We start from the raw sequence: 21,927 nt of genomic DNA, 5'->3' as shown, positions 1-21,927 counted from the left end.
TTGCCGCCAAACTGATGCCGGGTAAGTTCGAGCTGCATCTTGAACGCGTCCAACTCTGGGATGGATCCTTTGGGAATCGAGAAGTAAGGGCGGAGTAGACGCCCCGGGACCGAGGAGGAGCGATGGCGCTGCTGGACCTGCGGTGGAAGGACCGGGACCCACAGGACGTAGTGTGGGGCCTCGTCGTCGGGTCGGGACTCGCCGGGTTCGCGATGGTGTTCCTGACAATCTGGACTAACGAGCAACGATGGGGAGCCTCCGCCTTGTGGATGTTCGCCGTGTGCTTCTTCTTCTATTGCTGTCTGAGGTACATCAGGAACGGAAAGAAGTAAGCCACCAGAAAGCTCGCCTTGCTCACGTCTTCCGCGTGACTCCCGAATGCGGTCCGGCGAGTCCGTTCCATCTTCGACCCGTCGTGGGATTCAAGCGATTGTCATGACCGGGCAGAAAACGCGAGTTTCGCCCTGCCGGAATTCCTCCGCAGCCGCACAGGCAGGGCATACGTTCCTTGGACAGGGTGGGTAGTGCTGGTGTGCTTTTCACACCCGCAGGTGCAGCGAGGGCAGGGACGCGTTCGAACTTGGCGGGCAACTCAGTAACAGGGAGGAGCATCGCGTCCTTTCCCTGGCCCACCCACGAATGCTGTCCTTCCAATGCGATCAGTCCTGTGAGTGCACCCAGCGCGGCATCGACCTGATCGCCGTCCACGAGTTTTGACGCGTCGATGCCTTGCTCTTCCAAGAGCTGCCGACGGAACTGTAACTTGTCGTCGAAGTCTCCGATCTGCCCCCTCAGGGCGACAGCAGAGGCGTGCGGGTAGTACTCCGCCGCTGTTCCACGGACGTCGCCTCCCGTGTACCGCGGGTAGGCGGGAGCGAGAGCGTCGAAGACGCGGAATCCGTCCTGCATCCACCGGTGGAACGGGCCCGCCCGGTCTTCTGAGGGTGTGGTGTACAGGTTGATTCCGCGACGTGTGAGTTCCACCTCGGCCGGGCGACGCGTGCCTGGATAGGCCCACTGTGACGGCGAATCGATGCAGACGACGTCGGGGGCCAGAGCTTCCACGATCCGAATAAGGGTCTGGAGGCTGCGAATGCGTCGAGCGTACTCGAGGATTTGACGTGAGGAGTCGAGGGCCACGACGTCGAGACCTCTGCGCTCGAGGAGGCCAACGTCGATTCCCACCGCTGATGGCGTCATGCCCGGATCCTTGTCCGCCTGCGGCCCTCCACGCAACCATCGGCCAACAAATTCGTACCGTATGCGGGGAATGAGCAGGCGGTGGGTTGTGGGAGGAATGCCTATAGTCGTGAGGAAGATGAAGCTTTGGCACACCTGGAAGTGCCGGGAAGTGCCGGGAATGCGGGATGACGTTCCCCGCGGAGACCGGTACAAGGGCTGGCCCGAGTTGAAGATCGAGGAAGGCCTCCCGCGGCCGAGCGTAGAAAAGCTCCTCGTCGGTCGGCGAGGCTGCACGAAGCCCGTTGATGACGTGCTGAAGCTGGTCGAGGTCGTCCGCAACCTTGTACCGGATGTGTCGGTCACGGGGGGCGCTCTGCTTCGTAGAGGCGGATTCGCCCTTGATCGGTGCCTTCTTCTCGACGCTTGGGGTTCAGGTGCCCCCACCAAGACGGCAGGTTAAGCGGCTCGCTGAGGAGCCAGTTGGTGAAATCGACGTCGCCGAAGTGCGAGCCAAGGCGGCCTCCCGGTTCAAACCCGCCTGAGCAACTGCACCGACAGTGAGCCCGTCCCGCGGTTCTGAGGGGAAGGTCTCGGCTACGTTGAACTCTGCGAAGCGAACGACGGCGGCAATCGCCCGAGCGTTCGGCCGCGGCCTTTTGAACAGGCCGCAATGATGCCAGTGCTCTGCCTATTCTTGGCCCCTCCGAGAGCAAATCGGCGCCTTAATTCGAGGCGGAGAATCTCATTCTCTGTGGCGAGGGCGAGTGCAGTCCTGGCTTGATGGCTGGCGATAGAGCCGGCACTGAGTTCTGGTCCCGCCAACACTGAGAGATGCCCGCACCCGGTACGGAGATTTCCAAACGAGCACGCACGGATCACCCATTCCGCGTCTCGAAACCACTGAGGCGGCTCGGGGGTCTCCTTGACTGGGATGAGGAGTCGCAGGGTTCGGACTCCACCAGATCAAATTCTTGAAATCCAGGAGCCCCAAATGACCGACTATCAGTTTGACCCAATCCTCGTCATTGACCCGGTAACCCATCAACGTGCGTCGAATGCGACGGTCACCGTCTATGCCATCACCGATACCGCCAATGCGAGTCCACTCGGGCTCAAGGACGTCAACGGAGATCCCCTGCCAAACCCTCTCTCGTCGAACGACGAAGCCATCATCCCGGCTTTCAGCACCACCTCGTCACACGTCAAGTTAGTGGCGGGAACTCTCGCCGTCGTTCAGGCCTCTTATGACGCGATTCTGGACGAAGCGCGCGCCGCGAAGGAGTTCGTTGAGGGCATTGGCGTCAAGGAAACGCTGACGGGTCCTGCTGGTTCCGAGGCTGTAGTCTCTATCGATTCAGCAGGGCAATTCAGCTTCATGATCCCTAAGGGGGAGGCAGGTGCCAAGGGTGACAAGGGGGAACCAGGAGTTTGGAGTTCAGAGTTTCAGGCACGGGGACAGGGTTTTTGGCCCATATACTCAGAGACGCCGCCCTCAAACACGACGATGTATGGGATGCCTGTGCTCTGGTTCAAGCCCAGCGGCTTGCTCACCGACATTCCTCAGATCCCACCCCAGCCCCTCTGGGACAACACCAAGCGAGAGTTCACCATCCCGGCTGGAGTTGTTGGCGTTGTCTATAAGAATTCGGCTACCGGCCAGGTCCTCACCCAAGGGACTGTCGTCCCCGCTCCGACGACGCTTCCTGCCGCCGTCGATGTAGTAGCCATCGCTCAACCCGGTTACACCGCCTCCGCGCCATTTAGCTGGAAGCACTGGTTCCCGAACCCAGCGCTGTCTACGCTCATTGCATCCGACGGGTTTACGGGTCCTGACGGTTCTGGTCTGAACGGGCGAAACGTGGACAACGCGCTCGGAGGCACCAGCCCACTCAAATGGGTCAGGTACGGTACCGGTGGCGATGCTATCCATGTCGTAGGTAATCAAGCCAAGAATCTTACGCTCAGCCCCGTTCGCTACGACCTCGACACGGGAGCGCGCAATCACCGGATCGAATTCGACATGGTTGGCTTTGGGTGGTCAGGATCAGACCAAGACGCGCCCTTGAGCGTCATGGTAGGCAGTTCCGTAGGCCTACTGCTCGGGCAGAACCGGCTACGCCTGATTTGCAGCAATGAAAGTGGAGGCTCCCAGAGTCTTGTCATGTTCCTCGGCCGGAGAGGACGCCTCTCGGAACATATCGACTTGAGATCTTCGAGAACCAGGTGGGGCTCGGGATTCCGGACGAGCCGGGCACGCGCTACTTCGACATTTCTTACGTGGACAAGTCCACAGGGGTTCCCCCGGGCAAGCGCGGAAGCCAGGTCTACCTCTGGAACACCATGTCGTCAGACACGAGGGCCTGGACGATCGACAACTTCAAGATCTACAGCATCGGAGGCGTTTAGATGCCCGTTTTCGCTCCTGGTTCCGGCAGCCAGAGATGGCGCTGGACTGAGACATACAGCTTTCACGAAAGCAGGGGCCGATGGGCAAGCAATCAGCTCCCCGCGTCCGCGAGTGCGTTCCGCGGCTCTCTCTTCTGGCCGAAATATGTCGCGGAGGGAACGGTTCTGACGCGCGATGTACGTGGATCCGCGATGCCGCTGGCATCCAACAGCGCCGATTGCGCGAGATGGATGGACGCCAACGCGCTGCATATTGCAGGCGGGGCGTGGGGTGCTAAGACCTCCCTGAATACATCGGTATTTGGGACAGAGCCCATTGCGGTGTATGTGGTGGATTCGACCGCCCCAGCCTGTGATTGGCAATATGTTGATTCCGTTGCAGCAGGCGCGGGCCACAACCAAGCAGAAATTGACCTTTTCTGCAAAGGTCCGATCCCCCTCCCGATTTGGGTTACGCCACCGCCCCAAGGCGACAAAGGGCTCGCGCTGTATGACCTCGGGACCGGGATCATGCGAGAATATTTCTTGTTTCAGCCCGTGGTGGGCAATCCCGGTCACTGGACGGCTAAGACAGGCGGCTACTCCGTGGCGAAGCCAAGCCTCATGGACCTTTCTGAGACGAATCCCGGGGTTCAGCTACGTACAGGCACCAACGCCGCCGTAGGCATGCACAATGCCCTTGGGTTCCTGGGGATCGCCGAACTCATTGCCGGCCATGTGAACCATGCGGTCGCCTTCACATGCTCCAACATGGGCATTGGTCAGTCGTGGCCAGCCCGCGCTGCTGATGGCCTATCTACGGATGCCAATGCCCCATTAGAAGGCCAGTGGTTCAGGTTGCCAGCGAGCGTGGATATCAAGAAAAACCCAAGAACCGGGAAGCCCTACAACCCGCTTACCCAGGTGATCATCGAGGCGGTCCAGCGGTACGGAGGATTCGCTTCGGACAAGAATCTCTGGTGTCATGCCTTCAATGGCGAGAACGGCCGGACTTGGAAACAGCTCTACGGCAAGGATCCTTGGTATCGCGACGCGACTGACGGCACGGGCAAGTCGGATGGAATCCTCGTCCAGCAGTACGGCCATCCCGTCACGCGAGCTATTGAAGTCGATGATTTCCCCTGGCACCTGACTGAATGGGCACCCGTAGACTGGGGCCGACCGATCCCGGACTTCTGGCTGCGGCCTTGGCAGGGAACTCCTTGGACTTCACAGACGTAGCTTCCAGCTTCCGACCTTTCATTCAAAGGGTGAGGAGCCATTCACTATTACTGCAGAGAGGCTGACTCCGACTCGTCATCGAGTTCAGCCAGCTCCCGTTCGAGGGTGGGAGCCTCAAGCCCGAGATCGTGTGAAATCACCTTGAGGCGATGCCGCCAATCCAGCCGCTTTTGGGCCTCGATCCGATTCCGCTCAGCGATTGAGGGCGTCCAAACGGCCACAGCTTCTGCCAGTCGGGCAAGTCCTTCAGTGCGGTTTGTCCCGCCCAGATCCAGCGTTGCCGCATCCCAAAGTAGGCTCTTGGCAGCGGCGCTTCGCGGAGCAACCCCGGCGACGACCGCCCCATGAGCCAAACTGTCAACCCATCGTGCGGTCAGGTACTCGCGCTCAGGATGCGTGTACCCGGTGTCATGTACTCGATTGCTGAAGGCCAGGACGAATTTCGCACGGGCAAGAGCAAGATCAACATGGATCTGCGATTCCAAATCCGTGGCCTCAAATGGTGGCCGACCTTCGAACACAAGACCGCGCACGAGGCTTTCTGACTTCGTGGCAAGATCATCCTCCCAATCTTCGGGCTGGCGTCCGAGTCTCTGTAGATCGACGGTCTTAGGCCGGGGCCTCACAGACAGAGTGTCCGTTCCCCAAGGCAGCACTTTGACTATGTCGCCTGCCACCCCAGACCAGTGACCTTGATCGCCATCGTCGGTTACGTACACGTAGTCGAAACGGCCGCGTTTCTTTGCGATTCTTGGAATGCGCTCCCACCAAAATGAGTCGATCACCCAAGCAGAAACAGCTTCGTAGCGTGACCTGAGGGGCATGGCCTCGAGGATCACGTTGAGGTGTGCAGGAGACGGCGCAATGACGACCGCGCGACGGGCGCCCCCGCGAAGCCGAGGCAGCAGGCCGCGGCCTACCAGTGCCGCTGAATATCCAGTGTCCTTGTACTCAAGGAGTCGCCCCTCCAAGACCCGGGATGCTAAGCGGGCCAGCCTTGCTACTGGCGCCCAACCCCGGCCACCCGGATGCGTGAAAAGGATGTCGACATTGTTCATTGCATCGCTTTCTTTCCGGAGACCGCTGATGCTCCGCGTCGTTGGAGAATCTCGAGTACTTGTGTTTAATTCGAGCTGAGCGGCATAAGATGAATGATATTCTCCCTAGGCAACATCAAGTTCTCGTATTCTTTGCGCCGGAACGCCAGCGTATATGCCGTTCGGCTCCGTGTCTTTCGTGACAACGGCTCCACTCGCGACGATGCAGCCGGAAGCCACATCCACGCCGGGCATGATGATGGCGCCAGCTCCGATCCAGCAGCCGTCGCCGATCGTGACCGCCTTGTTCCACGGGTCGCCGCCACGAACCTGCGCGGTCCCAATCCGGTGCGTCGCGGTAAGAACCATTGCAGGCGGGCCGATCTGGACATGGGAACCCATTGTCACTTGGGCGCTGGCATCGATAAAAACGCCTCGATTGAAGTAGCAGCCTTCCCCGGTCTTCAGCTTGTGCCCGTTTATGAAGCATCCGGGCTTGATGTGAGCGTGCCCAAGTTCGCTCCAACCTAAAGCACGGAGTAATCGCCAGCGGATCGTCATCGCTATCAGCGGAGAAAACGCTGCATGTTCGGCGATTTCGATCAGACGTGTCTTAACGCCTAGCCCCATTAGGCCCCCAAGTGATTTCGTTACCCATGAACGTGCCGCGGGCGTCCGTTGTGCGCCCCGGCGAACGCTTTCAGATGCTATCTCTTCGTTCGCACCACTTAGCCGCTGTTCGTGGCGCCGCATCAGTACTGCAGGAGCTGGTCTGTGAACGCCAGATTCAGCGCCTTGTTGACGAGCGGCCTATAGACGGCTCCTAGTCTCGGATCGAACCCGAGGTCGGGCAGGGTGCTGATGTGCGTGCGCAACGCCCTCGAGCCTGTGGGCCAGGACGGACCGGATCCCCAGTCAGTGCCGGGCATGAAGTGCTCGATGCCGATCTCCCCGATTTGCTTCGCTCAAACGGATGGAACGTCCAGGTCGGAGACGGCCGCTTCCTTGAGCAGGCCGGAACGCGTGGGCAACGACGATCTTCTTGATTCCGAAAATGGATGGCCAGGTCAACTTGACGGCTAGCCTCCCTCGACTGGGACGTGGCCAATGTTCAGGTGGGCGTCGGGACGTCGGCGATGAGTTTGAGAATCTGCTCCGAGATTCTCAGGGACCGGTCCGTTCAGTGGAACCTGAATGGCGCGAGGCGGCTCGGTCGGGCGAACTTTGGATACTGGTCGACGACGCGGACGGGCAACCATCCACGAAGCGTCTCCGTGGCTCATCATGTAATGCCTGCAATGGGCGCCGAAGTGCACAAACTTTGCCTCGGGTGGGTAGTGCAGAGCGGTCTTCAAGGCCCACTACCGAGGACGCTTGTCAGAATGATCCCGCCATAGATCTCGATCCCGGGGGCCCGGACGACTCTTCGTCTGGGCGGCGGTGCCCGCGCTGATGCCGAGCGTGTGGTCGTAGAACATGAGCGACCTCGTGCCCGCGGCCTTCGCTTGATCGGCCATCTTAAGGGGATCGAGCCTGCCCGAGCAGGATGGATGGGTGTCTCCTCGACTGTGGCTTTGGCGCGAAATGCCGCCGATAACCTCACCCCGGTCCGGCCGATCGCGTAATGACCTCGACAGTTGGGCAATCGGCTGGCTCCATCGGTGCCTTATTGAGTGCGTCGAAATGCTATAGGGAGCATAGCCGGTCAGCCGGATTTGAGAGTCGGGAAGCCCGAGCCGCTCAATTCTCTGATTCGGGGCGTGCGTTTCGAAGGTACTCGAGGACGGGGTGCAATTCGACGTCGTAGAGGTCGTGGATTGCGATGATTCTGCGTTTTGTGGCGTGTTTGAGCTCCAGCATCCTTTCTTCCTCGCCAGCCAGATTTAGAGCTTGCAGAGCGTCGAGCACTTGCTGGCAGCCTTGGGGAGTGAGATGCCTCCGAATAGGTTGCCATTTTGTCGTGGCCGGTATCGAAGACCTCGTATCCGTCGGCCATGTTGACCTCCTGTAGTGTCAGGGAAATGCCTTCGCTCCCTTGATGGGCGTGCGGACAAAGATCGACAAATGAACAGCTGACGAGAATGGTCACTGGGGATGCCGACCGTTCAGACAGCATCGCAGAGTGCGGATGCTTGTAACCACACTTGCCTGTACTCGAATTCTGCCACCGGAGCTTCTCGTTCTCCGCAAGTGGTCACCATCTGACGCACCTCTTTCCATCGGTATCTGTGGGGCATATTCTCGCTTTCAGCTCTACAAACCAGTCTTGGAGGGCAGATGGGGCAGAGGATTCTCGTTCGGAGTAGCGACGGTTCCTGGCAAGAGCCGTCGGCTGAGGCGTATCTGCTCGAACAGGAGCTTCAGGATCTGCTCCTCGAGCACCCCCAGCTCGTGCCGGGCGTCGGCGACGGTTCGGCGGCGTGCCGCGAACTTCAGCTTGACCCGGGGCCAGCCGATCTCGTGGTCCTCGGTTCCGACGCCGCGATCGCGATCGTCGAGTGCAAGCTGGCGAGAAACCCTCAAGTTCGGCGCGAGATCGTAGGCCAACTCTTTGATTACGCCTCGGCATTGTGGCGAATGCAGGTTGGCAGGTTTGATGAACTTTGGGCTCGTCGCGTGGGCCGATCGGCCATCGCCGACTTTGAATCTCAGACGCCAGGGTACCGTCAAGCGCTCCAGCAAACTCTTGATGCTGGTTCCTTTAGACTCGTAATCGCTGTCGACGCAATCAATCCAGCTCTCCAGCGGATGATGGAGTACTTGAACAGCATCAGCGGGAACGCGTCGGTGATCGCCGTGGAGTATTCCCGGCTCCGTCACGGATCAGTCGAGTTGCTCCTCCCGACGGTGTACGGTGAGGAACTCGCCACGGCGAAGGAATCCATCAGGGCGTCGGTCGACGGACGCGAGCGGAAACTGTGGACGTCAGATGTCATCAGGTCTGATCTTGAGGCGAGAGATGCAGGATCGGTCCCCGTATTTGACGCCTTTGTTCGAACGATTGCGAAGTCAGGGTTGGAATTTGAGGGGAAGTCGGCGCTCGACCCTGCTGGGGGTGTGATTATCAAAGATCCGGAAGTCGGGAAAGTAGGCGAACTTACCGTTATCTTTTACCCGCCAGCGACCACGAAACTCGAGTTGAACTTCATCCCGTCTGCAAAGTTCCGTGACGATTCAGTCACAACGAGGGTCGCGGGCCTCTTGGAGCGGATCAGTCTCTTACCGAGTTTCACCGGAGCTATTGCGGAGATCCAGCAGAAGGGCATCGGGCATAGGCGACCCAACCTGTTCCTCAATGACCTGACTCCTGACGATGTGGCATCCCTTGTGACGCTCGTCGCGCAGTTCAATGGGAACTAGGCGGGCGATGAACGTCCAGTCCCACCCGCAGCGCCTCGCCCCAGGTTCAAAAGGACATTCCGGATCGATGAGACCGAAGGTCTAGTTCGTCCGGCTTGTGCTTCAAGCACAATACAGTTGTGGTGAGCCTGAGCCGTCCACCATGTGCCGCGAGAAACTATGTACTCGCAGTGGCCGCGGCATTTTCACGGGCGGCGATGCGCGGGCGCAGGAAACTCTTCCGCAGATCGCCCCGCCAAGCTTTGCGACAATCTGCCGCCCTTCCCTGGTCACGCCGTAGCTTGAGCCAATTGTTTCAAGCGTCTCGCCGGACGCCTATCGTTCCATCATCTGCTCGTTGCACTCCTGAGCAGTGAGCTCGGTTCTGATCGTCATGGCACTAACAAGTGGATCTGACATTCTTCTGGCAAGCGGCCAGCGCACGCCAACGCGGACGCTGGTCGCCGTGCGGCTTATGCCGTCACTCCCCGCAGCACGTCCATGAAGGCCCGATTGGGCCGTGCCACAGGTGGCACGGCCCGCACCTTGTCGAGCGCCTCGACTCCCGAGACGGCGCGGACCTTAGCCCCGTACAAAGCGGCGACGGTCGGGGTCCGACTTTCCATCCGCACGCAGTGCAGGAGCACACGCTTGCCTTCGGCGGAAGGCGGCGACGGCGTCGGCCCCGTCCTGGAGGACGAACTCGAGGTGCGCGTTGTCCTGTGACAGCGCGGAGTCGATCAGCCAGAAGAGAGCGTGGTCTTCCGGTGGGGACATGGGCAGGCGGTGCCCATGCGGCCGAGGCTGACGACGGCGTCATAGTCGTCGCGCAAGGCCGCGGGTGCGGCGCCGAGGAGCACGCCCGGGTCGGCCGGGTGAGACACCACACGCACCTCGGACTCCGCCACGTGTTCCGAGTGGTCGAACTTCTCCGCAGCGTCATGCACATCGCGAACTCCTTCGAGCCGCTGGGCGAGATCGACGACGAGGATCTGGTGCGGTAGGTCCTGCTCGGAGAGCACGACGGGGCGGGGCAAAGAAGTTTCTCTTAGGCTCAAGTCACACGTTCGATCGCTTAAGTTACTACACCGCTCGTGAACGCTCGGATCTGCGCCGCAGTTGGCGCAGGCGCTCCTTCCCCCGCACTATGAGGAATGCGAGGGCGCCGATCAATGGAGCAATAACCACGATGAGCGCCCAAGAATAGCGAGCCCACATCGCCTGCCCACGGTCCGTCAGCGCCAGGACCACGACCGCGAGCTCCAAAACCACCACTAGAAAGGTGGGCGCCGCGGCGAGTCCCATGAGCCAGTAGTTCGGCTCCAGCGCGGCCTCCTGAACGGGGAAGCCCGCTACGAACTCGTGGCCCATGCACCGCTCCCACTCACGTTCAACTGCACCCAAACGTCCCACGATCCCCACGGCGAGTGTATCCAGCTGTGCGCTCTGGCCGTACCCGGCCCCCAACCGTCCGAGCCGGACTTGATCGGCTCGAACCAGGGCTGGTCGCAGCTCCATCCCCAGCCCCAACACCCAGCCGTCTGGTTCCCGACCCCATCGATCTGACCGTAACCTGGCCACACTTCGTAGTCTGCATTGAAGCCCAGGTAGATGTTGCCCCACTGGTTCTCCACCCTGCAGCCGCGATACACGGCGTAACCGCTGCCGGTGAAGACTCGGCAACCCGAGACACTGGCGTAAGGAGTAGTGCCGTCTCCGCCGCCTCCGCCGACTGCTTGGATTGGCTTTTCGAGACTGCTCACCTTCACCGAACCGTCGGGATACCTGCTGATACTGACTGTCGCGTCCGCCCGGTCTTGCATTTCGATGCTCGCGGGCTGCCCTCCCTTTACCGAATCCCATGGCTTTCCGCGTTCCCACTCCTTGATGAGGGGTCCCCACCGGGATGGTGGCACGGAATATTCTCGGAAGAACTCGAGGACATGCTGGCGATCGCTCGAAGAGATTTTCGTCCCCGACGAAGCTTGGGCCGGTACGGATAGCCCAACCAAAATCAGGGCAACGGCTGAAACGGTGATTGAAAACACGCGAAAGCATTTCATTCTTGATCTCCCCCCACACATTGCACGTGAGGGCGCATCACATCTTCATCAGCACGCACCCCACGGGACTGGGCATCGCCTCAATTGGCTCCGACGAGCAAACTCTTCCCTTGACGGGCCCGCAGGTCAATATACTTAGTCCCGATGGGCTGCGAGTCGGTTGAAAATTCAGTGGTGCCCTTGGGCCTAACTCCGTGGAAATGATGTCGATATTCCGCCTCATCTACGTATTGCGCTGCGACCACGCAGCACCATCTTCGTGTTCCACGCAGATACGCCCTTCAAGTCTCAGGCTCCGGTCGATCCAGTCCGACTCGCGGCATCTTGCTTGCGGCTCCTCGCCTTAGGAGGAAGCGGCGGCGAGCGCCTGCCCCCAACGCAGGCGCTTGCCGTCGCGCGGTTTATGCCGACATCTTCCGCAGAACCTCCATGAAGGCCTGATTCGGCCGGGCCGCGGGGAGCACCTCCCGCATCTCGTCGAGCGCCTCGGCTCCCGAAACCCCGCGGACCTTCGCCCCATACAGGGCAGCCACTGTCGGCGTCCGGCTTTCCATGCGCACGCAGTGCAGGAGCACGCGCTTGCCTTCGGCGCGGAAGGTGGCGATGGCGTCGGCTGCGTCGTGGAGGACGAACTCGAGGTGGGCATTGTCTGCCGCGAGCGCCGAGTCGATGAGCCAGAAGCGCGCGTGGTCTTCGGAGGGCACGTTGGCGTCGGCGGTGCCCATCCGGCAGAGGCTGACGACGGCGTCGTAGTCGTCGTGCGACGTGGCCGGTGCGGCGCCGAGGAGCACGCCGGAGTCGGCCGGGTGAGCAACCGCCTCCCCGGCGGAAGCAGACACATATCCGAGTGGTCGAACTTCTCCACCGAGGGCCACTCGCCAACCCGCGGCCCATCACCGCGGCCGAGCTCCATGCCAAGCCGCTGAAGGTCGAGGGCCGTCAGCCCGGGCCAGCCGTGCAGGCGCCGCCGCCATTCAAACGGCACCGCCGAGATGCCGTAGGCAGCGCCTAGGAGGCCGCCGGCGATGGCGGCTACGGTGTCGGTGTCATGTCCGCCGCGCACCGCGTCTTCAAGCGCCGCCCGCAGCTGGGCCGGTCCCTTGTTCCCCGACGCGGTCGAGACGATTGCGCTCCACGCTCCCTGGAGGGCTTCGACCACCCAGCCGTTGTTCGTGAAGTCCTTGGGCCGCGACGCCTCCGCCGCGGCAATCCGCTCCTCCCAGAGCCCCACGCGATCGGCATCGACAAGACCAAGCCCAATACGAACATCTAGCCGACCGGTCAGGACCGCGTGGCGAATGGCGAGGCGCCAGAGGGCGCAGGCGTCAACGGCATCGGGGTCGGCGTGCGTGAGCGCCGAGGCTTCGGCGGCGGCGCGGGCGAGTTCAGTCTCGGGCCGCGAGAGGAATGCGAGCGCCACTGACGCGGTGCGCATGAGTGAGCCATTTCCGGCGCCCCGGCCGGTCCGCTCGAGGTGAGCCGCAGAAGCGGCGACGAAGTGGGCAGCGGTGAGTTCGCCGTCGTCCGTTCCTCGGGCGAGGCCCCGCGCAGCCGAGATGACCGCGCGCGTCTGGGAGCCGACGTCCTTCGCCTCACGCGCCCAAGAAGCCCAAGCACGAGCGGCGATCCTCCAGTCGACGGACTTGCCCGCGTCGATGGCGCCGGCTTGGGCGAGGAGGCATTCGGCGAGGGGGATGGCCATGGAGGTGTCGTCGGTCCATTCAGCGGGGGCGAAGCCGAAGGGACCGCCACCAACCATGGCGACGGGCGTGCCGTCCGGCAGGGGAGCGCCGAACTCGTAGCCGGCGCCGAGGGCGTCGCCGGCGGCCATCGTGACGAGGGTGCCTGCGGCGCGGTCGTTCTGGAGCGGGGAAAGCCTCATGGGGACTCCTTTGGTGGCGGATGGAAGGGTGGACGGGATGGGAGTCAGACGGTGGCCAGCGGGTGCGCAGCGTCCCAGACGCTCATGTGGGCGAACTGCGGTTCGGCACCCGGCCGCTGGACGGCGAGGCCGCTGTAGGCGAAGCGGCGGACGGCGGCGCGCACAGGAGTGCTGGCGACGTTGCCATGGGAGCGGGTCGGCCCCGCGGCGAGCCGGCGCGGGTCGGTGGCGAGCGCGGCGGCGAAGTCGCGAGTCGCCTGTCGGGCGGTGGGGCCGAACAAGTGGGGAGCGGGGTGCCGAACAGCTCGAGCACGAGGGCACGGGCCCCATGAGGCCTACGATGACGCCGCGCTCCCCCTCGAGCGGGGCTCTAGGTGGGGTGCGGTGTCGTAGGCCTCGCGAACGACATTTAGACCCGGCAGATGCGGTCAGCTAGGGAGCGAAGTTTCCTCGTCGCCCAGTCCGAATGCCTTCGAGACCTCGTCGATAGTGAATTGATTTCTGAGTTTGCACGCGCTGTTCTGATTAGCAAACAATCCTTGACGCCAAAACGCGTCCTCCAGCGACACAGTTTTGATCCAAACCACCGGAACGACGTATTCGGCTGTGTCGTCTCGTTCCTCGCTCGATGGGTCGAAGTACCTTCCAGCAAGTTCCAGAGACCGGAAGGGCTGGGCGACGCCGTCATGAGTCAACACAGCCTCATCAGTTGGGCGCGCTGGTCCTGCCGCGATCCCAACTCCTACATAACCGTGCTTGGGGACATGAACGAATACGCGAGCCCCTTCGGGAAGGCTCTTCAGGGACCTGGAGTACCACTCACCGCCCCCAGCCGAGATGAAGCCATATTTTCGGGCGTCGTCCCAGTTGCGGCCTCCAGCCGGAACATGCCCAAAGGCTGCGTACCAGTCTCGACCATTCCAGACTGCCCTTGTCGAAGCCGATCGGCCGGTTACTGTCGATGCAGTCGGAAGGGCCTCGTCCACGACCCATGTTCGGGCCAGATACTCGTGACCATTGTCTTGAAAGTACTGGAACTTCATGACGTTGATCGGAACGCCGTGGAACTTGTTGAGGTAGGTGACTATGCGTTCAGTCGCAGGGTCAGGGTCACTCGCGACGATCGTGAGTCGATGGGCCGAGTTGAGTTCGTCCGGGACGGGTGCACCGTCGAACCGTTCAGCGAACCTTTCGTCTAGGCTCGCGCCGGGATGATTTGCGTCGAAAATGTCACGGACATCAGCGTTGCCTAGCTCTTGGATCCACGAGGCATAGTCGAGGATCTGCCCAACGACGTCACGCGGGGTTCGATCTCGCTTGAGTTCTAGGACGTGGAGGCTTCCTTCGGCATCAAGTCCAAGGATGTCAATGAACTTGCCATATCTTGTCGGCACTTGGCTGCCCAGAAGGAGTAGCTTCGCTTCCAGGATTTCCGGATCGTCGAGGATCAGCTGTTCAAGTTTGGATTCGAATGGCATCTGTCGCTGGTGCACGCGCTCGGCGCGTTCGTCAATGCGCCAGAGTCCTACCTCCACAGGCATTGTCCCCTCCTACTGACTAAGCGGATGTAGCGCACTTCTCGACCGTATCGTGATCTGCTGAGATCCGCTCCACTTCTCCCAAACGTATTTGCGAGGCTTCACAGGGAATTCGCCCTGCTCGTGTTGAGTCTGCCTCGACGATGGCGGACTCGGCGCACAGTTCGGCGGGGGCGCTGAGCTGGAAGACAGTAGGCATCGCGACGAGGATTGCCGGCGGTGCCGTCACTTGGGAGGAAAGGTTCATTGGTCTTCTCCGGAGGGTAGTGATCGGGGTGAACGAGCGTCGCACAGGTAGGTCTCGTCACACCGGGTGTAGCAGTCGCGCTGAGATCTCCTAATGGAGCATCCAGCGTCACTGCCGTGGTCGGTGAGTTCTCGATGCTACGGTGAGAAGATCGTTCGGACCATCAGTCTCGGCCAAAACTGGGATGTTCTCCTCCTCCAGACTGGGCTGCTGTGCCGCTATCCGCAGTCATTGATTGATAAGACCACTACAGCTCGAGGATGGTGCAAATATGCCTGTTGGCGAGGCGCAAGCCTCATTTCAAGCGGCTGCCGCTCGGGATGGCGTCTTGCTAGATCAGGCAAAGGTGCCTTGGATCAATCAGCGAGGCCACTTCGGGCTGCCCCCTGAAGCCGCTGACGCCTGGGACGCACTCGATGTCATCTTTCGGGAGCTCGGAGGAGATCCGAGCGTTCAGGCGGCGAAGAAGTTAACGCCGCTTCCGGGGGACTTCATTCATAGGCCAACTGGAACGTTCATCGAGACGGATGAAATGCAGCACTTCACCTCGTTTCGTTTGAAGACTCTTGAGCTCTATCCCGACGGGATTCCCCTTGCCTTCGATCTAGGGGCATACTCAGTTCACTGCCAAGAATTGGCGTCCCAGGCCGACAAGTACCGTGCGACGAAGGAGGCCTCTGGCTTCGGCCGCGGTGGACGACAGCGGCAGCGCGCCTATTATGACGCCCTTCGCGACTTAGCCGTTCCGGCTATGGGCCACCCACCGTTGATCCGCATCCCGATTTTCGACGGTGACGGGCGGGCAGCATGGTTCAGACATCGCGATTACATACTCGCAGCGCTCATCGAGTGAATTCGTTCGCTCGTCAAAGAGATCCGGCACCGTACGGTGTGAGGGGCGGCGCCCGGTCGGTTTGGCGACGCAGTCCTCAAACACCTCAACCCCCGCGGTGGCCGTCGCACGTGCCGACTACACTCCCCACTCAGAAGAACCTCTTCTCTGCCAACCCTTTAGGAGCCGTCGATGGATAACAAGATTCAGCTGATCAGTGACGGCGATGGACTGGCGGTCATTGGAGACGCCGCCGCCGTCGATCGCTTTCTCGCCTCCGAGGGGCTGCCGTCGAGGGCTCTCGGGCTGCAACGGCTCGGACCCGCCCTCAATACCGCTGCTGGCGCCGTACAGGCACATTCCGAGATTGCAGCCAACTCAGGTCGGTGGGTGAAACTGACCAAGGAGTCGGCGGAGCGGGTCAAAGCGTTCGGATTGAGGGAAAGCTCGAAGTCGGGCCTCAGTACCGGAGTGCTAAAGGGGAGCGACGGCCAGATCAGGGGATTTGTCGAATTCGTGAAGGGACCGGCCTCGCTGGCGACCAATCCGGCGATTCTTGCTGGTGCCGCCGGAATCATGGCGCAGGTAGCCATGGAGCAGACCATGGATGAGATCCTCGACTATCTCGCCACAATCGATGAGAAGGTCGACGACGTGCTGCGCGCCCAGAAGGACGCCGTGCTCGCAGACATGATCGGGGTGGACTTCGTCATCGAGGAGGCCATGACCATCCGAGAACAGGTTGGGCGGGTTTCCGAGGTCACCTGGTCGAAGGTGCAGGGCACGACTGCGACGATCGCAAGAACGCAGGGGTACGCGTTGCGTCAGCTCGACGCTCTTGCGGAGAAGCTCGAGCACAAGGCCAAGATCGGTGATCTCGCCAAGGCTTCCAAGGAAGCCGAGTCCAAAGTTCAGGAGTGGCTCGCCGTGTTGGCTCGTTGCTTCCAACTGCAAGATGCGATTTCTGTGCTGGAACTCGACCGCGTTCTGGACGCGTCTCCCGAGGACCTGGACCAGCATCGCCTCGCACTCCGGGCCGCCCGGCAGAACCGGCGCGAGCTGATTGCGCGGAGCACTGAGCATTTGTTGTCCCGCATCGATGCGGCCGCCAAGTGGGCCAACACGAAGGTGCTCCTACACCCCACTTCATCCCGCAGCGTCGTGGATTCCAGCAATCACGTGGCGACGGGCGTCATCGACTTCCAGGGGAGGCTCGGGATCGAGTCTGGGAGGCAGTCGCTCGAGGCGCAACGGTGGGTGGACGCGGTTGTGGAGGTGAAGGACAAGGTGCTCGTGACGGGAGCAGAGGGCGTCGACGCCGCGAGGAATCTCGGCAACGAGGGCCTGGGCCGCATGAGGTCGACGAAGGACAGGTTCTCCAACGGGGTCGCAGCGTTCCGTCAGGCCATCAAGGAGGAGGAACGCGTCGAGGAGGGCTGACTGAGGGGCGGGACATCGTCACCAACGCTCAGCCTTCGCCAGCGCCCTCGCGAGTTCGGGGCCACCTGCTTCGGCGATGAGCTCAGGGTCACCCACAACAACCAGCAGGCTCCGTGCCCTCGACAGACCCACGTACAGCTGTTCCGCGGCCCGGGTCATTTCCTTGAACCCGTTGACGCAGAGAATCACGACTGATCGCTCAAGGCCCTTGAATCCGAGGACGTGACCATAGAACTCGCTGACGTCGTCGTGGAATTCGCGCCAATAGTCAGCGGTTGCGTCGGGGCCGGCGTCGAACGCTTCCTGATGCACTGGGTGCCGGCTCTTGGTGGTGAGGAGCGCGATCTGGTTGTTCGCCCAGCCCTCGGCAATGAGGGCGTCGACGCAGTCTGAGGCGTAGTCCAGCGCCTCCTCTGTTGTGCAGGGAACAATCCGCACGGGCAGCCCAGTGGAGGTGCGCGGCGTGAAGTGTTCGCCGGCGAAGCAGCGAAACGTCTCGGCGATCTTCCGCGTGTTCCGCAGATTGTCATCCACATGAATCGGCTCGAGCTGGATACCGCTACCGTTCGCCCCGACCGTTCCCTGTCCGTCCCAGCGTCGATAGACGTCTTGTTGACCGTCCATGAATGCGTACACGACGGCCTCGCTGGGATTGTTCACGCAGGCGAGAAGAGCGTCCCACCATTCCGGAGCGAAGTCTTGTGCCTCGTCTACGACGATGGCATCGAACTTCTCTTCGGGCGGAAGCTGCTTCCCGATGCCGGCGAGCTGCCGTGGCATCTCCCGGTCGTAGTAGTCCTGCCCCTCCCCGGCAGGCACGCCCATGGCGAGTGCGTATTCGTGAAACTCGCCCGTGAATTCGGGCTTGCGCTGCCGCCACTTATCTACGCGGCGTTTGAGGTGCATTCCAAGGCCCTTGTTGTAGCAGAACAGGCCAACCCGCTTGCCTTCGCGGCAGAGCCGTTTGGCCTTCTCGACGGCGAGCCATGTCTTGCCGCTCCCCGCACCTCCGATGAAACGTACGTGCTTCAGTGAGCGGGTCGCACCGAGGAGCACCGCTTGCTTCTCGGTCAGAGTGTCCTGCGCGTCCTCGACTTCGAGGCTAGCGGATGCATCTCTGTTATCCACCTCGAGCTTGGCTGCCACGAACCGTTCGATCCGCGCGGCGTACTCGGGGCTCAAATTGCTCACCCCTCGGGCTTCCATCAGGATCGCGGCGCGCAGGCGCTCAACCAGCTGGAGGCTGGCGGCGACGTCGTCCTTGTCCAGGATCAGGCTGCGCGGGATGCCCGCCATAGCCCAGTCCTTCGGGACGCTGGTGTAGGGGAGTGCTGCGATGTAGATCGTGCGGCTCGTCAGGGGAGTTCCGAGCTGGTCTCCGGTCATCTCGATGAAGCCGTGCATCGCGGACTGGGCCTGCGCGACTGGGCTCTTGATCTTGTGCCGCCCACCCTTATCCGACTGGTACCACTGGGCCCCGTCGACGCTGACGAGCCCACCCTTGACCTCGACACAAGCAATACCGATTCCGGGCCATAGGACGAGCAGGTCAATTTCGTGCTCTGCGGTGCCGTGGCGTACTTGAACGGAGTGACAGACGACGACGTCGTCCGGCAGCGCTGCGACGAGGACTTCCCAAACGACTCTTTCGGCTTCGTGGCCTGGTCCGAAATCGGGATCTTCCGGAAGCGATCTCGCCATTGCTGTCCCCTTTTGCATGCGTGGTTCAGCGCAGTTCTACCACGAAGGTTGCACGGTTTTGTCGGATGTGCGGGGTAGGTTGGCGAACAGTGCGAATTTCTATCAAGGGGAGGAATTATGACGACGACGTCTCTTGGTTCGGGAGCACAGGTCACCGCTGCTTTCGGGAGTATCTCCGATGACGACGCGCGGGAGCACCTCGAGAAGTATTTCGGGCTCGGGGCGTGGGAGGGCAAGGAGTACGAGGGCGCCCACTTCGAGCGGTTGGGACGACGGGTTCCGGACGAGCTGACTGCCGATGACATCGTGGCCGTCTCGTGCCTGTCCATTCACATACCGGCTAAAGGAGCTTTAGGCATCCTCGGTGAGCATGCAGCCGAGATCACCGAGCTGCTCTCGGAGATTCCCGTCGACCTTGCTCTGGAAGAACTCCCCCTGGACGACCACGAGAAGTACTTCGGCGACGCCAGCGCGGCCATTCGCCTTTGGCGGCTGTTGCGTGCCCATGGACGCGAACGTTGGGGCGTCGGTCCCACGGCCACGAGCAAGCTGATGGCGCGGAAGCGGCCGGCGCTCTTCCCAATCTATGACTCTGTGGTCGGGAGAGTAACTGGGTTCAGGGACAGCCTGGGCATCTGGCGCGCCTGGCACGAAGCGTTCGCCTTGGACTCGGCGTTCGTCGAAAGAATTCGTTCGCTGCAGTCCGCGACGGGCCTACACGATATTTCGCTCTTGCGCATCCTCGATGTAGTGCTGTGGATGTACGGGAGTCAGGGCGTTCGTGGACCTGAAATCGTTGACCTTGAAGAGGAAGGCTGAGCATTTTGTATGAACCGACCTAGATATGTGCGCAGAGCCGGGTCGCAGACGTACACGTAAGTCCCGAGCATTCCGCGAGTGAGAAGCACCCCATAGATGTTGATGATGTATTCGAGGAGCTGCTCATCTGAATAGCTGATGCCCAGGCGCGAGTTGTTCTCTTTGCCCTTCTTGTCGTGGTAGCGTTCGCGGTCGACTACGATACGCTGCAGGTCAGGGTCGTATTTCAGCTCAGGTCCGATAATGACGCCCGCGTAGTTAAGGTCATAGCCTTGAACCGTGTGGATCGATCCGACTTCGTCAATTGACTTCGGCGAGTTGATCCAGTCGCGGTCTGTCGAGTTCCATCGGAGCTTGCAGCCGTCGAGTTCGATGTCGTAAACCTTGGAGTTCTTTTTGCTAACCCAAGGCCAGGCGTAGCCTGCGACAATTCTTGCGAGCCCAGACTCGCGCTCTCTCTTGCGGATTGCCGCCAGCAGGTCCTTGAGATTATCGTAGAGCGTGAAGTCGTAGTCTCCGAAGGTTCGCCGTTCTGGTGGCGAGGAGCTGAGCATCGCCCTGGTGTAGCCGACATAGTCTTCGCCGGAGGCGAGCCGCATCTGGGTCATCAGCCGGTACAGCCGGTGGTCATCCTTTGCTTCCGAGACTAGCGATGTCACTACCTCCCGGGGTAGATCGGCCGGGCGAACACTTTGAGCAGCATCGATAAGGAAGATCTGATGTCTGCTCTGTTTCTTGATCCAATCGAGCTGGGTCCGGGAATCGTCGTCTTTCCCGAAAAGGCGCCTGTTGATCTCTTCAAAATGCTTGTTCCGGATACCCGACGATTGATTCGCGCGCTGCGAGAGTCTATGGGCTTCGTCGACGATCAGCAGATCGTACGGTTCTTCGGCGAAGCCGACATCGAATTGAGTCACCACCATGTCCCTCGTGAGTCCAGGCGTTTTCGCGAAGACATTCTGAATGGACTGGCGAAGAGATTGCTGAGGAACCACGAGCGCTACTCGGAAGTTTCGAAGCATCTCGGGGTAGCCTTCCAGGAAGTACTCGGCGAAGATTGAATCGCTCTCAACGATATCCTCGTTATGGTGGGACCGAATATCGCTGAGAAGCTTCATGAGATAGATGGCGACAATTGTCTTCCCGGTTCCGGGATCTCCTTGGATGACGATTGTGCTCGAACTCCCGTGTTCGAGATCATCGAAGAAGCCTTCCAGAATGTCATTGACTGCGGCTGCTTGGTCTTGCGTGAGGGCCTTGAACGGCGAGAGCTTGAAGAGATCGCTATTGACGATCTGAGGGATCGTCTGAGTGAACATCCCTTCCTTGCGGAGGGCCTCGAAGACGGCATCGAACGCCTTCTGATAGTGAGGTCTATCGAAGTAGTCAGCGTCTGTGATGCCCTCATTGCGGTTCTCGACCGTGAACCTACCATCGCCTGCGAAGAACCGAATCAGGTACGACTCGAGGTCGAGGCATACCGACTTATTGAACCGTTCATCCACGATAACTCGAACCGCGTGCAGGTTCTCGCGGCCACTTGAGATGTGCTGGTGCATCCGCGTTGCCGCGTTCAAGGACTCTCCAACATAGATGCTGCGCTCGTTGTTGAGGGTGTAGACCACGGGCCAATTGCGGTGCCGGACATCTCCCGCGGCCCACACCTTGACCGACTCGCTATCAAGCGTCAGGCGTTCGATCCTAAAACTGGTCATGCTTAGTACTCCGACCGTGTGAGAGCTCGATCGGGTACTTGGCCCGGGTGATGTCTAGCTTCTCAAGCACGATGTCGTGGGGATCGAGCCCCAGTTTGTCGGCGAGGAGAAGGCAGTAGGTGATTACATCAGCGAGCTCGTGGCGTACGGCAGAGTTGTCTTCTGGCGGTCCCCACTGAAAGCATTCGAGCAGTTCAGCAGCTTCGATCGAAATGCTCTTCGCTAGGTTCTCAGGCGAGTGGAATTGTCCCCAGTTCCTCTCTTGAACAAGCTCTCTGAGGGCCTTCAATGTGTGGCCGGTTCGATCCGCAGTCATGTGTTGCACGGTATCAACCGCCTCCTACATCCTCCGATGGTCGCGACGTCAGTAGCGGAGGATTGGGTCCCAACTTCAGTCCCAGGCGAGGTGACTTCGTTCTCATCCTTCGCAGTTGAATGTCCCCTTGGTTCTCCTAGTTGTCATATCTCCCAGCGGTGCACCCCCTCCGACGAGGTTCAATCAATT

The 21,927-nt window shown here is 60.8% G+C and carries 21 protein-coding genes and 1 pseudogene; 8 read left to right on the top strand and 14 right to left on the bottom strand.

Annotated elements, in window-relative coordinates; genetic code table 11:
• Window positions 1-122 precede the first annotated feature (122 nt).
• Window positions 123-332: a hypothetical protein gene (locus E5679_RS12220; protein WP_138416218.1), complete on the top strand. Its 210-nt coding sequence runs from the start codon at window positions 123-125 to the stop codon at window positions 330-332.
• Between the two features lie 22 nt (window positions 333-354).
• Here the strand turns inward: E5679_RS12220 and E5679_RS12215 are convergent, their stop codons facing one another.
• The gene (locus tag E5679_RS12215) at window positions 355-1,200 is read right to left on the bottom strand and encodes a DUF429 domain-containing protein (protein ID WP_138416216.1); all 846 of its coding nucleotides are present in this window, start codon (window positions 1,198-1,200) and stop codon (window positions 355-357) included.
• Window positions 1,201-1,309: 109 nt separating this feature from the next.
• Here E5679_RS12215 and E5679_RS12210 point away from each other — a divergent pair, with 109 nt between their 5' ends.
• The 3 genes from E5679_RS12210 (at window position 1,310) to E5679_RS12200 (ending at window position 4,809) form a co-directional block, all read left to right on the top strand.
• On the top strand, window positions 1,310-1,642 hold the full coding sequence (locus tag E5679_RS12210) for a hypothetical protein (protein ID WP_138416214.1): 333 nt from the start codon (window positions 1,310-1,312) through the stop codon (window positions 1,640-1,642).
• Between the two features lie 1,763 nt (window positions 1,643-3,405).
• On the top strand, window positions 3,406-3,588 hold the full coding sequence (locus E5679_RS12205) for a hypothetical protein (RefSeq protein ID WP_138416212.1): 183 nt from the start codon (window positions 3,406-3,408) through the stop codon (window positions 3,586-3,588).
• Window positions 3,589-3,780: 192 nt separating this feature from the next.
• Entirely contained in the window at window positions 3,781-4,809 is a 1,029-nt protein-coding gene (locus tag E5679_RS12200; RefSeq protein WP_138416210.1) for a hypothetical protein, read from the top strand.
• A 47-nt stretch (window positions 4,810-4,856) separates the two neighbouring features.
• Here the strand turns inward: E5679_RS12200 and E5679_RS12195 are convergent, their stop codons facing one another.
• From E5679_RS12195 to E5679_RS20860, 4 genes are all read right to left on the bottom strand, one after another.
• Window positions 4,857-5,867, bottom strand: coding sequence for a glycosyltransferase family 1 protein (locus tag E5679_RS12195; RefSeq protein ID WP_138416208.1), 1,011 nt, complete (start codon window positions 5,865-5,867; stop codon window positions 4,857-4,859).
• Window positions 5,868-5,972: 105 nt separating this feature from the next.
• Window positions 5,973-6,476, bottom strand: coding sequence for an acyltransferase (locus tag E5679_RS12190; RefSeq protein ID WP_171042358.1), 504 nt, complete (start codon window positions 6,474-6,476; stop codon window positions 5,973-5,975).
• Window positions 6,477-6,598: 122 nt separating this feature from the next.
• Window positions 6,599-6,775 carry a hypothetical protein gene (locus E5679_RS20865; protein ID WP_171042357.1) on the bottom strand — a complete coding sequence of 59 codons (177 nt, stop codon included), beginning with the start codon at window positions 6,773-6,775 and terminating at the stop codon, window positions 6,599-6,601.
• An 811-nt stretch (window positions 6,776-7,586) separates the two neighbouring features.
• Window positions 7,587-7,754, bottom strand: a complete 168-nt coding sequence (locus tag E5679_RS20860) for a hypothetical protein (protein ID WP_171042356.1) — start codon at window positions 7,752-7,754, stop codon at window positions 7,587-7,589.
• Between the two features lie 369 nt (window positions 7,755-8,123).
• Between E5679_RS20860 and E5679_RS12185 the strand changes: the two genes are divergently transcribed.
• Window positions 8,124-9,206, top strand: coding sequence for a hypothetical protein (locus E5679_RS12185; protein WP_138416204.1), 1,083 nt, complete (start codon window positions 8,124-8,126; stop codon window positions 9,204-9,206).
• Window positions 9,207-9,925: 719 nt separating this feature from the next.
• Here the strand turns inward: E5679_RS12185 and E5679_RS12175 are convergent.
• The 6 genes and pseudogenes from E5679_RS12175 to E5679_RS12155 form a co-directional block, all read right to left on the bottom strand.
• Entirely contained in the window at window positions 9,926-10,222 is a 297-nt protein-coding gene (locus E5679_RS12175; RefSeq protein ID WP_138416200.1) for a hypothetical protein, read from the bottom strand.
• A 46-nt stretch (window positions 10,223-10,268) separates the two neighbouring features.
• Window positions 10,269-10,556 carry a hypothetical protein gene (locus E5679_RS12170; protein WP_138416199.1) on the bottom strand — a complete coding sequence of 96 codons (288 nt, stop codon included), beginning with the start codon at window positions 10,554-10,556 and terminating at the stop codon, window positions 10,269-10,271.
• Window positions 10,557-11,649: 1,093 nt separating this feature from the next.
• A complete protein-coding gene (locus E5679_RS21275; protein ID WP_249336099.1) occupies window positions 11,650-12,087 on the bottom strand; it encodes a protein-tyrosine phosphatase family protein in 438 nt (145 codons plus the stop codon).
• A 200-nt stretch (window positions 12,088-12,287) separates the two neighbouring features.
• Window positions 12,288-13,079, bottom strand: a pseudogene (locus tag E5679_RS21270) (ADP-ribosylglycohydrolase family protein); the annotation flags it as partial.
• Between the two features lie 95 nt (window positions 13,080-13,174).
• The gene (locus tag E5679_RS12160; RefSeq protein ID WP_138416197.1) at window positions 13,175-13,411 is read right to left on the bottom strand and encodes a hypothetical protein; all 237 of its coding nucleotides are present in this window, start codon (window positions 13,409-13,411) and stop codon (window positions 13,175-13,177) included.
• Between the two features lie 147 nt (window positions 13,412-13,558).
• Window positions 13,559-14,671 carry an endonuclease NucS domain-containing protein gene (locus E5679_RS12155; protein WP_138416195.1) on the bottom strand — a complete coding sequence of 371 codons (1,113 nt, stop codon included), beginning with the start codon at window positions 14,669-14,671 and terminating at the stop codon, window positions 13,559-13,561.
• A gap of 515 nt (window positions 14,672-15,186) precedes the next feature.
• On the opposite strand from E5679_RS12155, the gene E5679_RS12150 reads away from it, so the two are divergent.
• Window positions 15,187-15,768, top strand: coding sequence for a DUF7255 family protein (locus E5679_RS12150; protein WP_138416193.1), 582 nt, complete (start codon window positions 15,187-15,189; stop codon window positions 15,766-15,768).
• Between the two features lie 171 nt (window positions 15,769-15,939).
• Window positions 15,940-17,187, top strand: a complete 1,248-nt coding sequence (locus E5679_RS12145; protein ID WP_138416191.1) for a hypothetical protein — start codon at window positions 15,940-15,942, stop codon at window positions 17,185-17,187.
• An 18-nt stretch (window positions 17,188-17,205) separates the two neighbouring features.
• Here the strand turns inward: E5679_RS12145 and E5679_RS12140 are convergent, their stop codons facing one another.
• Complete coding sequence (locus E5679_RS12140; protein WP_138416189.1) at window positions 17,206-18,888, bottom strand: NERD domain-containing protein; 1,683 nt, start codon at window positions 18,886-18,888, stop codon at window positions 17,206-17,208.
• Between the two features lie 117 nt (window positions 18,889-19,005).
• Between E5679_RS12140 and E5679_RS12135 the strand changes: the two genes are divergently transcribed.
• Window positions 19,006-19,707: a DUF6308 family protein gene (locus E5679_RS12135; protein ID WP_138416187.1), complete on the top strand. Its 702-nt coding sequence runs from the start codon at window positions 19,006-19,008 to the stop codon at window positions 19,705-19,707.
• Here the strand turns inward: E5679_RS12135 and E5679_RS12130 are convergent.
• Together E5679_RS12130 and E5679_RS12125 are read right to left on the bottom strand one after the other, a co-directional pair.
• Window positions 19,659-21,332, bottom strand: a complete 1,674-nt coding sequence (locus E5679_RS12130) for a DNA/RNA helicase domain-containing protein (RefSeq protein WP_338055909.1) — start codon at window positions 21,330-21,332, stop codon at window positions 19,659-19,661. The two genes, E5679_RS12135 and E5679_RS12130, sit on opposite strands and share 49 nt — an antisense overlap.
• 76 nt (window positions 21,333-21,408) lie before the next feature.
• The gene (locus E5679_RS12125; RefSeq protein WP_138416183.1) at window positions 21,409-21,738 is read right to left on the bottom strand and encodes a nucleotide pyrophosphohydrolase; all 330 of its coding nucleotides are present in this window, start codon (window positions 21,736-21,738) and stop codon (window positions 21,409-21,411) included.
• Window positions 21,739-21,927: the final 189 nt, after the last annotated feature.

It is taken from the genome of Sinomonas gamaensis, from assembly GCF_005876955.1.
In the GTDB taxonomy this organism is placed as follows: Bacteria; Actinomycetota; Actinomycetes; order Actinomycetales; family Micrococcaceae; genus Sinomonas; species Sinomonas gamaensis.
Note: the sequence above shows the minus strand (reverse complement) of the source record. Positions and strands in the feature narration are given on the sequence as shown.